At 69.9% G+C, this 11,343-nt stretch carries 11 protein-coding genes; 8 read left to right on the forward strand and 3 right to left on the reverse strand.

Translation table 11 applies throughout. The features are described from left to right. Positions 1–9: 9 nt before the first annotated feature. A complete protein-coding gene (locus D7V80_RS26215) occupies positions 10–2,106 on the forward strand; it encodes a peptidylprolyl isomerase (RefSeq protein ID WP_120590763.1) in 2,097 nt (698 codons plus the stop codon). 17 nt (positions 2,107–2,123) lie between these two features. On the opposite strand, the gene D7V80_RS26220 is transcribed toward D7V80_RS26215, so the two are convergent. Then, a complete protein-coding gene (locus tag D7V80_RS26220) occupies positions 2,124–3,245 on the reverse strand; it encodes an HD domain-containing phosphohydrolase (RefSeq protein WP_120590764.1) in 1,122 nt (373 codons plus the stop codon). Positions 3,246–3,491: 246 nt separating this feature from the next. Between D7V80_RS26220 and D7V80_RS26225 the strand changes: the two genes are divergently transcribed. The 4 genes from D7V80_RS26225 (at position 3,492) to D7V80_RS26240 (ending at position 7,710) form a co-directional block, all read left to right on the forward strand. Continuing rightward, positions 3,492–4,493 carry a dihydrodipicolinate reductase gene (locus tag D7V80_RS26225; RefSeq protein WP_120590765.1) on the forward strand — a complete coding sequence of 334 codons (1,002 nt, stop codon included), beginning with the start codon at positions 3,492–3,494 and terminating at the stop codon, positions 4,491–4,493. 20 nt (positions 4,494–4,513) lie between these two features. Beyond that, entirely contained in the window at positions 4,514–4,963 is a 450-nt protein-coding gene (locus D7V80_RS26230; RefSeq protein WP_014397671.1) for a MaoC family dehydratase N-terminal domain-containing protein, read from the forward strand. Beyond that, positions 4,963–5,667, forward strand: a complete 705-nt coding sequence (locus tag D7V80_RS26235; protein WP_120590766.1) for a MaoC family dehydratase — start codon at positions 4,963–4,965, stop codon at positions 5,665–5,667. The genes D7V80_RS26230 and D7V80_RS26235 overlap by 1 nt, the downstream gene beginning before the upstream one ends. A 198-nt stretch (positions 5,668–5,865) precedes the next feature. After that, positions 5,866–7,710 carry an acyl-CoA dehydrogenase gene (locus tag D7V80_RS26240; protein ID WP_120590767.1) on the forward strand — a complete coding sequence of 615 codons (1,845 nt, stop codon included), beginning with the start codon at positions 5,866–5,868 and terminating at the stop codon, positions 7,708–7,710. Between the two features lie 86 nt (positions 7,711–7,796). On the opposite strand, the gene D7V80_RS26245 is transcribed toward D7V80_RS26240, so the two are convergent. Together D7V80_RS26245 and D7V80_RS26250 are read right to left on the reverse strand one after the other, a co-directional pair. Continuing rightward, positions 7,797–8,252 (reverse strand): biopolymer transporter ExbD, encoded by a 456-nt coding sequence (locus D7V80_RS26245; protein WP_120590768.1) that lies wholly within the window; start codon positions 8,250–8,252, stop codon positions 7,797–7,799. A gap of 15 nt (positions 8,253–8,267) precedes the next feature. Beyond that, positions 8,268–8,987, reverse strand: coding sequence for a MotA/TolQ/ExbB proton channel family protein (locus D7V80_RS26250; RefSeq protein ID WP_120590769.1), 720 nt, complete (start codon positions 8,985–8,987; stop codon positions 8,268–8,270). A gap of 42 nt (positions 8,988–9,029) precedes the next feature. On the opposite strand from D7V80_RS26250, the gene D7V80_RS26255 reads away from it, so the two are divergent. From D7V80_RS26255 to D7V80_RS26265, 3 genes are all read left to right on the forward strand, one after another. Continuing rightward, the gene (locus tag D7V80_RS26255) at positions 9,030–9,860 is read left to right on the forward strand and encodes a DUF4292 domain-containing protein (protein WP_120590770.1); all 831 of its coding nucleotides are present in this window, start codon (positions 9,030–9,032) and stop codon (positions 9,858–9,860) included. Between the two features lie 59 nt (positions 9,861–9,919). Next, positions 9,920–10,669: a general secretion pathway protein GspE gene (locus D7V80_RS26260; protein WP_014397665.1), complete on the forward strand. Its 750-nt coding sequence runs from the start codon at positions 9,920–9,922 to the stop codon at positions 10,667–10,669. 9 nt (positions 10,670–10,678) lie between these two features. Next, positions 10,679–11,343, forward strand: a 665-nt coding sequence (locus tag D7V80_RS26265) for a general secretion pathway protein GspE (RefSeq protein ID WP_120590771.1), incomplete at its 3' end; no start/stop codon positions are given.

The raw sequence follows: 11,343 nt of genomic DNA on the forward strand, positions 1-11,343 counted from the left end.
AATTCGAGCATGGCCCGCCTGCCCGCCGCCGTGTCCGCCGGATTCCTCCTCGTGAGCGCCTGTGTGCGCTCGGTGCCGACACCCGACGTGCCTCCGCCCCAGGAAGAGCCCTCACAGGTCATCGCGCGGATCCAGGACTGGGAGGACCGCCGCTCCCTGGGAGGCGGGGACCTGGTGCGGTTCGCCACCTCCGCGCCGGATTGGGCCGTGCGTGTGCGCGCCCTCCGGGCCCTGGCGCGGATCCAGGACGCGGAGACGCTGGAGGCCGTCCTCGCCGGGCTGACGGCGCCGCGCAATGCCGTGCGCGAGGAGGCCGCCTTCGCGGCGGGTGAGCTGGCGCAGTCGTGGGAGCCGCTTCCGGAGGCCTCACGGACGGCGCTCACGGAAGCGCTGGTGCGCGCCGAGGCCTCGGAAGCCTACGCCGGGGTGCGCAACACGCTGCTGGAGTCCCTGGGCAAGCTGGCCACGCCTGGCGCCGTGGAGGTGCTGACGGCCCGGCTGTCTCCGGCCAATGGCCCCTGGTCCGAGGCCGCGGCGACGGCGTTGGGCGTGGCTGCGCGCAAGGCCGGACCCGCGGCCGTGGCGAACGTCCCCCTGGAGACGATCCGCGCGCTGCTGGAACCCCGCTTGCGGAGCGAGGTGAACGTCGCCGGGGCGTACCTCCTGGCGGCGTCGAAGCGGCTGGACGGCGTGGATGCGCTCCGCTCCTGCGTGGCCAGTTCGATACCGGATGTGATGGCCCCGTGCGTGAAGAGCCTGGGCGACCTGGGCAGCCCGCGGGACGCGCTGGCGCTGAACCTGATGCTGGGCGAAGCCACGTCCCGCGCGTCGGCGGAGGTGGCGCGTGCGCTGGCGCAGCTCGCCGCGAAGTGCGAGGCCGGCTCACCCTGTGCCCCGCTGAGCGCACTGGAAGGCCAGGCGCACCTGGCGAAGCAGGTGGCGGAGGGGAAGGCGGCGCAAGGCCACGTGTTGCTGGCGGTGGCGCAGCAGGGACTTCCGCTCCAGGGCCGACCGGTGTTGTCGCGCATGAGGAGTGCGCTGGCGGAAGCAGATGGCACCGCCGTGTCCGATGAAGCCCACGCGGACCTCGCCTGGCTGGACTGCCGTTTCGCGGCGGCCATGGACCGGCAGCTGGGCGCGTTGGATCAGGTCCTCCAGTGCGGCTACGGCCGCGTCCCCGAAGCCCGTTCACTCGCGCTGGGACTGCACGAGGTGGCGCAGTTCAAGGGGCAGCCCACCGGCGCTGCGTTCGCGGTGCCCTACCTGAACCACGTGAGCCCCATCGTGCGCGGCGCCGCGCTGGACGCCCTCTCCGAACGCCCCGTGCCCGAAGCGATGGCGCCCATTCGCGCGCTCATCGGAGGAGGGGACGCGGTGGTGGCGGGGCTGGCCGCCGCCGCCGCCGGCAAGCTGAAGGACGCCGAAGCCCTGACCGCGGTGCAGGCCCTGGCCGACCGCGTCCCCAAGGAGCCGGACCTGGCGGAGGCCGTGGCCGGCGCGCTGGTCGCGTTGCAGGGGCAGGCTGCGGAACCCCGCCTGCGCGGATGGCTGGCCCATCCGCACGCGAACGTGCGCCGGGTCGCGGCCGAGTCCCTCACCACGCTCACGGGGACGCCGGTCCGCTCCGCCCGCGTGGAGCTGCCTCCAGACACCTACCGCCCGCCCGCCGCGCCTTCCGGCACGACGCTCACGCTGCGCACGCGCAAGGGCGACATCACGGTCCTGTTGGATCCGGACGCGCCGCTCACGGGCGGCAACCTGATGGCGCTCGCGAAGCAGGGCTACTTCCGGGGCATCACCTTCCACCGCGTGGTGCCGGACTTCGTCGCGCAGGGGGGAGATCCGCGCGGAGACGGGGAGGGCGGTCCCGGTTACTCCATCCGCTGCGAGATGACGCGTCGGCCGTATGCGCGGGGCACGGTGGGGATGGCGCTGTCGGGCAAGGACACCGGCGGCAGCCAGTTCTTCTTCACGCACTCACCGCAGCCGCATCTGGACGGTCGCTACACGGCCTTCGGTGAAGTGATTCAAGGCATGGACGTGGTGGACGCGCTCCTGGAGGGCACGATCATCGACGACGTCATCGTCGGCACCCGCGCCCCCTGAGGCGGGCCTCTCGCGCGTCAGGCCCCGGCGGCGCGCGCGGGCACGGGCTCGCCCTGGGCGTTGAGCTTCGCGCCCGTCCAGCGGTGGCTCTCCGCCTCCTCCATCGCCTCCACCTCGCGGCGGATGCGGGCCCACTCCGTCTCCGGCAGGCCGAGGAACGCCTCCGCGAGCATCGGGTCGAACTGCGTGCCCGCGCAGCGGCGGACCTCGTCGCGCGCCACGCTCATGGGGCGCCCCTTGCGATAGGGCCGGTCGGAGGTGATCGCGTCCAGCGTGTCCACGAGGCAGAAGATGCGCGCCCCGATGACGATCTCCTCGCCCTTGAGCCCCATCGGATAGCCCTTGCCGTCCCAGCGCTCCTGGTGCTGCAGGACGATGAGCGCCGCCTCGTGCAGGTACGGCATCTTCGCCAGCATCCGGTAGCCGAACTCCGGGTGCAGCTTCATCTCCACCCACTCGTCCGGCGTGAGCGGCCCGGGCTTGAGCAGGATGGAGTCCCGCACGCCAATCTTCCCGATGTCGTGCAGGAGCGCGCCCTGCTCGACCACGTCCAGCGCCGGCCCGGTGAGGCCGATCTCCTGCGCCAGCCGCCGCGCGTACAGCGACACGCGCCGCGAGTGCCACTGCGTCTCCGTGTCCCGGTAGTCCAGCGCGCTGATCAGCCCGTCCAGCAGCCCCGTGGTTCGCTCGATGACCCGGCGCTCCAGCCCCTCGTTGATGGCCAGGAGCTCCGCGTTCTTCTCCGCGACCTCGCGCGTCAGCCGCTCGTTGGCCGCCACCAGCCGGTGGTGCTCGATGGCCTGCCGCACGCTGCTGGTCAGCTCGCTCAGCGCCCACGGCTTGCCCAGGAGCCGGAAGACCTCGCCCCGGTTCACCGCCTCCGACGCCGTCTTGAAGTCCGCCGCCGCCGTCAGCATCAGCCGCACCGCGCGAGGGTTCTTCTCCCGCAGTGCCGACAACAGCTCGATGCCGTTGAGGTACGGCATCATGAAGTCCGTCAGGACGACGTCGAACCCCTGCTCCCGCGCCGCCACCACCGGGTCACTGTGTGTCACGACCTCGTAACCCTCCGCGAGGAGGATCCGGGACAGTGCCGCGAGGATGAGCACGTCGTCGTCCACCACGAGGATTCGGGCCATGGGCTGATACGCTCCGAGCGAGTGGGCTGCGTTTTTCTCAGTCTCTTATAGCGGGTCCGCATGCGGGCAGACAGGCCCCCCCAAGCTTTCCAGTGCCGCCAAACTGCCGGAATTCTTGAAGTTTCCCCCTAACGGGTGGTCGCGGGACTCCACGTCCTGCTTGCCTGCCCGTCGAGCCGTGTTCTATGGTGGCCTCCTACCCAACGTAAATGGCTGTAACCCCTTGGAATTCGGGAGCAATCTCCGATGGCTAGAGCCCCTGATGGGCCGGTGCCGGTGGTGGTGATGGGGCTGGGGTTCATCGGGCAGGAGATTGCCAGGGCTGCCCTGTCGTCCCCCGAAGTGGAGCTGATGGGCGCGGTGGATTCGCAGCCCTCCCTGGTGGGTCGTCCCCTGGGCGACGTGCTGGGGTTGGCCGGCCCGCGCTTCAAGGTCTCGGACTCGCTGGAGAAGGCCGTGGGGCGCCGCAAGGGCGTGGTGGTGCTGCACGCCACCAGCTCGCGGCTCGCCCAGGTGATGGACCAGCTGCTGGACGCGCTGAAGCTGGGCCTGCCGGTGGCCAGCACCTGCGAGGAGCTGGCGTTCCCGCACCTCAAGTACCCGGAGCTGGCGGAGAAGCTGGAGCGCGCCGCCGAGAAGGCGGGCGTCGCCATCGTGGGCACGGGCGTGAACCCGGGCTTCGTGCTGGACCGCCTGGTGGCCACCGCCGGTCAGGTGTGCGGCCCCGTGCGCAAGGTGACGGCCAGCCGCGTGGTGGACGCACGCACGCGCCGTGAGGCCCTGCAGCGCAAGGTGGGCGCGGGCCTGACGGAGGAGGAGTTCTTCGACCTGGTGGACCGCGAGGAGCTGGGCCACGTGGGGCTGGTGGAGTCCGCGGCGCTGGCGGCGGTGGGGCTGGGGCTGGATTGTGACGACTTCGAGGAGGAAGTGACTCCCGTGTTCGCCGAGGAGGACATCACCGGCGGCGCATTTGTCGTGAAGAAAGGCCGCGTCGCGGGCATGTTCCAGTCCGTGGTGGGTTTGGAGGAGGGGCAGGAGCGGGTCCGCCTGGAGCTGACCATCGCGGTAGGGGCGGACAACCCACGGGATCGCATCGAAATCGACGCGGATCCAAAGCTGGTGCTGGAGATACCGGGGGGAGTGGCGGGCGACCGGGCCACCGCGAACGCGCTGGTGAATGCCGCGCCACGTTTGACGGCCGCGGAGGCCGGGCTCCTGACGGTGCTCGAGCTTCCGTCAGGACGCTGAAGACTCATCAGGAGAGGGAAATGCTGGACAAGAATGCGATTGGCCGCGCCTCGCCGCCGACGCTCAACGAGGTGGAGAAGGGCGCCATCCGGCGCTTCGCCGAGGCAATCGGCGACTACAATCCCATCTACTACGATGAGGAGTACGCTCGCGCCTCGGGCTACCCCACCATCGTCGCGCCGCCCACATTTCCCGCGTCGTTCCATTCCGCCGCGGACCTCCGGGAACTGTTGGGGGTGGGCATCAAGAGCCTGCTGCACGCCGAGCAGGGCTTCGACTACGAGCGGCCCATCTTCGCGGGGGACCGCATCTACGTGTCCACCCGCGTGTCGGACGTCTTCGAGCGGCCGGGCATGTCCGGCAAGATGGACATCGCGGTCATCGAGGACGAAGGCCGGGACGAAGAGGGCAACCTCGTCTTCCGCGCCCGCCGGACCCTCGTGGTGCGTGCCGCCAAGGAGAACGCCTGATGCCCGCGCGCAAGCTCTACTTCGAATCCATCCGCGTCGGTGACGAGCTGCCGGCGCTGGCCAAGGCCCCGGTGGACCGCGTCCAGCTGTCGCGCTACGCGGGCGCCTCCGGCGACTACAACCCCGTGCACGTGGACGAGCTCTACGCCAAGAGCGTGGGCATGCCGTCCGTCTACGCCCCCGGCATGCTCGTCATGGGCATGTTGGGCCAGCTCATCAGCGACTGGGCCCGCGGCGGCCAGCTGCGGCGCTACAACGTCCGCTTCATCAAGATGGTGTGGCCGGGCGACACCGTGGTCTGCAAGGGCCGCGTGAGCGACCGCCACGGCTCCGGCGGCCGGTACTTCGTCGAAATCGACCTCTGGGCGGAGAACCAGAAGGGCGAGCTCGTCATGAAGGGCGGCTCGCAGATCCAGCTCTTCTACTCGCTGGAGGACGAGAACCGGCAGCGCTCCGGCCAGTCCCCCATCGTGGTGGAGGTGCCCCGCGAGAGCCTGGTCGTCCCAGCGCCCGCCACCCCGGAGGCCGCCACCAGCGCGTCGCCGCCCGCCGCCCCGGAGCGCGACCGGGACGAGGACGACGAGGACGATGACGAGGAGACGGACGAGCCCCGCTCCGGCGCCTCGTCCAAGAAGACCGCCCCCCGGGAGAAGCCAGCAGCCAAGACGGCGTCCCTCCCGGCCGCGAAGAAGGCCAAGAAGTAGGCTTTCCAGGGGCGTTCCAAGGCGAATTCCCGCGTTCGAGAAGGGCGGCTTCGACCGCTCGTCAACGCGGGGTGTCATCTTGGGTTGACTCAAAAATCAGTCGACGCCACACTTCCTGCGTCACATGGGCCGCTGACCCTTACTTTTTCCCGCCCTGCGGGAAGCAGGCAGGCAGCGAGCCCCTACGCAGGAGTGGCCATGTCCGCCGGCATCAACACCTACAAGACCGACCTTCGAGAGATCTTCTTCACGCTGTTCGAGCAGTTCGGCTTCGGCCAGGTGGCGGGCACGGCCCCCTACGACGCCTGGGGCCCGGACGAGGCGAAGGCGGTCCTCACGGAGACGTACCGCTTCGCGCGCGAGGTGCTGGGGCCCCTCAACTCGGTCGGTGACCGTGAGGGCTGCCGGGTGGAGAACGGCTCGGTCTACACGCCCAAGGGCTTCAAGGACGCGTGGGGCAAGCTCTACGAGCAGGGCTTCAAGACGGTGGCGGTGAGCCCCGACCACGGCGGCCAGGGCGCGCCGATGATGCTCCAGGTGACGGTGGAGGAGATCCTCTCCGGCGCCAACACGGCCTTCAACATGTACCCGGGCCTGGCGTTCGGCGCTGCGGAAGTCATCGCCGAGTGTGGCACCCCCGCGCAGCAGAAGCAGTTCGTGGAGCGCATGCTCAACGGCACGTGGGGCGGCACCATGTGCCTCACCGAGCCGCACGCGGGCTCCGACGTGGGCGCCGCCAAGTCCACCGCGAAGCGCAACGCGGACGGCACCTACAGCATCAAGGGCACCAAGATTTTCATCTCCGGCGGCGACCATGACATGGCCGGGAACATCATCCACCTGGTGCTCGCGCGCATTGACGGCGCGCCGGTGGGCACCAAGGGCCTGTCGCTGTTCATCGTCCCCAAGCTGCGCATCAACGAGGACGGCTCCGCGGGCCAGTCCAACGACGTCACCGTGGCGTCCATCGAGCACAAGATGGGCATCAACGGCTCGGCCACGTGTGTCCTCAACTTCGGTGAGAACGACGGCTGTCTGGGCGAGCTCGTGGGCACGGTCGAGCACGTGGGCATGAGCCAGATGTTCAAGATGATGAACGGCGCGCGCATCGCCGTGGGCATCCAGGGCGTGAGCCTGGCATCGGCCGCGTACTACAACGCGCTCGACTACGCGAAGGACCGCAAGCAGGGCTCCCACTTCACCAAGTGGAAGGACCCGTCCGCGCCGCGCGCCTCCATCATCGAGCACCCGGACGTCCGCCGCATGCTGCTGGACATCAAGGCGCACGTGGAGGGCATCCGCGCGCTGGTCATCAAGCTGGCCATGCACCTGGACAAGGCGAAGCAGCTGGCGGGCAAGGACGACGACGCCGCCACCTACCACAAGGGCCAGGTGGAGGTGCTGACGCCGCTGGTGAAGTCCTACGGCTCGGATCAGGCCTTCCGCCTCTGCGCGCAGGCCATCCAGGTGTACGGCGGCGCCGGCTACATCCAGGACTACCCGGTGGAGCAGTACACGCGCGACTCGAAGATCTTCTCCATCTACGAGGGCACCAACCACATCCAGGCCATGGACCTGGTGGGCCGCAAGATGGGCCAGGCGGGCGGCGCGCACTTCCAGCAGTTCATGGGCGACGTGGGCAGCTTCGTGGAAGCGCACCGCGAGCACCCGGTGCTGGGCGAGGCCGTGAAGACGCTGGCCGGCGCGCAGGAAGGCCTGATGTCCAGCGCGATGGCGCTGTTCGGCTGGTCGCAGGACGCGGGCCGCTTCCCGCTCATCCCCCTGTCCGCCAACCGCTTCCTCAACATGATGTCCGAGGTCGCCGTGGGCTGGCTGCTGCTGGACGCGGCCGTCATCGCGGAGAAGGCCGCCGCCAGCGTGGCCGCCGACCACCCGGACAAGGCGTTCTACGAGGGCAAGAAGTTCAGCGCCCTGTGGTACGCGCGCAACGTGCTGCCCAACGTGGAGTACGCCGCGCGCCTCATCGCCACCGAGGACACGTCCCCGATGGACATCACCGACGCGGCGTTCGGCGGCGTCTGAGCCGGCAGCTGAAGTCCTGAAATGAAGAAGGCCCTCCGGCACGTGACGCGCCGGGGGGCCTTTTGCTTTGCGAGTGCGAGTCGAGCCTAGTCGCCTTCGCGCACGCCGATGGCGAGTTGCGCGAGGCCGGCCTTCTTCGCCAGCTCCATCACCTGCACCACGGTGCCGTGGGGGACGCCTTCGTCCGCCTGGACGATCACCACGGTGTCGGGGTTCTGGTTCTTCGCGGCGTCGAAGGCCTGCTTGAGCTCGGCCTCCGCGACGACGTTGCCCGCGAGCACGAAGCGGCCATCCGCCAGCACCGCCACGGACAGGTCCGTGGTGCGCGCGGTGACGTCCGCGGCGCCGCCCTTGGGCAGGTTCACCTTGAGGCCCGCCTTGGCGCCGCCGCCCGGGCCCTGCTGGGTGATGACCGAACTGGTCACCATGAAGATGATGAGCAGCACGAGCATCACGTCCACCAGCGGCGTGATGTTGATCTCCGCGAAGCCCGCGCCCTCCACCTCGTCGTCACCCGTGCCGGGCGTCTTTCCCATGGCCATGGTGGGCGTGTCTCCTTACGAGGCGGGCTGCGAAGCCGGGGGCGTGGCGCCCTCGCGCGGGGGCGGCGTGGCTTCCGGCAGCGGGCCGCCGGCGGAGCGCTCCTTGAGGACCTCTGAGAACTCGTCGCCCAGCAGGCGCAGCTCCACCAGCACGCGGGACAGCCGGGCCTGGAAGTAGTTGTAGAAGACCATCGCCTGCACGGCGACGAGGATGCCCACGGCGGTGGCGACGAGCGCCTCGGAGATGCCCGTCATCACGGCCGCGGAGCCGCCGGTGCCGCCGGCCTCCACGTCCACGCCCAGGTCCTTGAAGGAGCGCATGATGCCGGCCACGGTGCCGAAGAGGCCCACGAAGGGCGTCGTCGAACCGATGGTGGCGAGCAGCCACAGGTTGCGCCGCAGCTTGAGCCCTACCTGGGCGCGCTCGCGCTCCACGGCGGTCTCGATGCCGTTGCCGCCCGTGGAGCGGGAGCGCTCCCAGCGGTCGAACCCGGCGAGGAAGATGTCGGCCGCCACGGCGTCGGAGCGCTCGGCGGCGGTGCGGGCGGCGGCCATGTCACCCCGGAGGAGGTGCTTCTGGACGATCTCCCCCAGGTTGCGGGAGCGCTCGCTCACGCCCCAGAGGGCGATGAGCCGCTCGATGGCCACGCCCAGGGCCACCACGGAGGCGCCCAGGAGGAGGGCGAGGGTGACGCCGCCCAGGCGAAGGTAATGAAGTAGATCGTTCAGGCTCATGATGGATGACCGGGCAGGCGGCCCTGGCTCACACTAGGACATATGAACCGCGCAGCCGCCGCAATCTTCCTGGTCCTCCTCTGTTCGGCCTGCCCCAAACGTCTCGAGTTCGGTCCGGAGGGCCGCATCGAGGACGCCCAGACGCTCTACCAGCACGTGCGCGAGCGGCAGGCGAAGGTCGTGAACCTGGAGGGTGACGCCAAGCTGCACGTGGACTCGCCCCAGGGCAGCGGAACCCTCTCCACGTACCTCTCCATCACCCGTCCGGCCCTCATCCACCTGGAGACGTACGACTTCTTCAACCGCCCGGTGGCCTCGCTCGTGTCCGACGGTGAGCGCTTCGGCATCTACCAGGCGCGGGAGAACACGTACCTCCAGGGCCCGGCCAGCGCGGAGAACGTGTCCCGCTTCCTGCCTGTCGTCCTGCCGAGCGAGGAGCTGGTGGCGGTGATGCTGGGGCAGGTCCCCCTCCTGCCGCCGGAGTCCATGACCCTGGAGCTGGACGAGAAGGAGCGCGTGTACGTGCTCAAGCTCCAGCGGGGCCCGGCCACGCAGACACTGCGCGTGGATCCCAAGCACCTGCGCGTGGTGAAGAGCGAGGTCCGGGGCGTGCCGGGCTACGACCTGGCGTTCGAGGACTTCGAGCTGCGGGACGACCAGCTCTTTCCCAACAAGGTGCACCTGGTCGCCGCCTCGGCGGGCACGAAGCTGGACCTGAAGTATACGGACATCCGCCTCAACGGCCGCCCGGACCTGACGCTCTATGAAATGGGCGCGCCCGAGGGGGCGAAGGTGGTGGACGTCGACGCGCGGGGCCAGGAGGTCCGCCCGGAGGGGCCGGTGTCTCAGCCGCCCCCCGCGCCGGGTTCCTGAGCTTCCAGGCGTCGAAAGGCAGCGTCCCGGCGCAAACCGGGTACTATGGCGCGCACGACATGGCACAGATCAAGCTTGGAGAACTGCTGATCAAGGCGAACGTCCTGCAGGAGAGCCAGCTCAAGGCGGCGCTCGCCGAGCAGGCCAAGTGGGGCGGGAAGCTGGGCGAGATCCTCGTCCGGATGAACCTCGTCTCCGAGGACATCCTCGTGCGCGCCCTGTCGAAACAGCTGGGCATGCCGGCGGTGAACCTGGACTCCGTGCAGATGGTCCCGCCGCACGTGAAGGCCAAGATTCCGGCGCAGACGGCGCGCGACTTCTCCGTGGTGCCGCTGCAGCTGCGAGACGACGGCAAGACGCTGGTGGTCGCCATGTCGGACCCGCTCAACGTGCGCGTGCTGGACGAGCTGCGGGCCCTGTCCAAGTGCCGCATCGTGGCCAACGTGGCGGGGCGCACCTCCGTGGCGCGGGCGTTCGCGCGCCTCTACGAGGAGACGGCGGAGCTGGAGGACGCGGACACCAACTTCAAGGTGGTGGACGCGCAGGGCCGCACCGTCGTGAAGAACCTCAAGGACCTGGACCCGGCCGCCGCCGTCGCCATGTCCCCCAAGCCCGCCGCCGCGCCGCCTCCCCGTCAGGCCCCGCCGGCGGAGGCCCCGCGCGCGGCCTCCGGCAGCCCCGCGGAGCTGCTCAAGAGCGTGGAAGAGGTCCAGCGCAAGGAGGTCGCGGCGCTGAAGGCCATGGTGGAGCTGCTCATCGAGAAGGGCGTTTTCTCCCGCGAGGAATACCTCGCCAAGGTCAAGCGGTAGCCCCCGGCCATGCGCAAGAAGATTGGTGAACTCCTCGTCCAGGCCGGAGTGGTGACGGACGAGCAGGTGAAGCAGGCCCTCGCGTCCGGACGGCGCGGCCAGGGCCGCAAGCTGGGCGAGGTGCTGGTGTCCATGGGCCTGTGCACCGGCCGGGACATCGCGAGGGCGCTGGCGGCGCAGCACGAGCTGCCGTTCGTGGAGCTCCCCGAGTACATCCCGCATGCGGTGGCCTCGCTGGTGTCCATGGACTTCCAGACCGAGCACCGGGTGCTCCTCTTCGCTTCGGAGCAGGACGGCCGCAGCGAGAAGATCCACGTCGCGGTGGAAGACCCGGGCAACCTGATGCTGGTGGACGAGCTGCGCTTCCAGCTGCGCAAGCCGCTCAAGGTGTTCGTCGCCGCGCCGGACGACCTGGAGCAGGCACTGGCGAGAGGCCGGGGCGAGCCCCTGGACATCGTGGAGGCTGAACCGATGGACATGGACGAGGACGATTCGCCGGACATCCTGCCCACGCCGCCGCCTCCTCCGGCCGCCGCGCGCGCGCCCACGCCGCCGCGTCCGCCCGCGCCGCCGACGCTGGACTGGGACCTGCCGCCGCCGCCGCCCAATGAGTCGGGTGCCGACGGAGCGGAGGTGCTGGAGGACATCCTGGGCTCCACGCCCAAGCCCAAGGT

Source organism: Corallococcus sp. CA054B, from assembly GCF_003611625.1.
Taxonomy (GTDB): domain Bacteria; phylum Myxococcota; class Myxococcia; order Myxococcales; family Myxococcaceae; genus Corallococcus; species Corallococcus coralloides.

Coding starts and splice junctions, on each gene's coding strand:
- D7V80_RS26215 (WP_120590763.1), top strand. CDS start 10: ATGGCCCGCCTGCCCGCCGCCGTGTCCGCCGGATTCCTCCTCGTGAGC.
- D7V80_RS26220 (WP_120590764.1), bottom strand. CDS start 3,245: ATGGCCCGAATCCTCGTGGTGGACGACGACGTGCTCATCCTCGCGGCA.
- D7V80_RS26225 (WP_120590765.1), top strand. CDS start 3,492: ATGGCTAGAGCCCCTGATGGGCCGGTGCCGGTGGTGGTGATGGGGCTG.
- D7V80_RS26230 (WP_014397671.1), top strand. CDS start 4,514: ATGCTGGACAAGAATGCGATTGGCCGCGCCTCGCCGCCGACGCTCAAC.
- D7V80_RS26235 (WP_120590766.1), top strand. CDS start 4,963: ATGCCCGCGCGCAAGCTCTACTTCGAATCCATCCGCGTCGGTGACGAG.
- D7V80_RS26240 (WP_120590767.1), top strand. CDS start 5,866: ATGTCCGCCGGCATCAACACCTACAAGACCGACCTTCGAGAGATCTTC.
- D7V80_RS26245 (WP_120590768.1), bottom strand. CDS start 8,252: ATGGCCATGGGAAAGACGCCCGGCACGGGTGACGACGAGGTGGAGGGC.
- D7V80_RS26250 (WP_120590769.1), bottom strand. CDS start 8,987: ATGAGCCTGAACGATCTACTTCATTACCTTCGCCTGGGCGGCGTCACC.
- D7V80_RS26255 (WP_120590770.1), top strand. CDS start 9,030: ATGAACCGCGCAGCCGCCGCAATCTTCCTGGTCCTCCTCTGTTCGGCC.
- D7V80_RS26260 (WP_014397665.1), top strand. CDS start 9,920: ATGGCACAGATCAAGCTTGGAGAACTGCTGATCAAGGCGAACGTCCTG.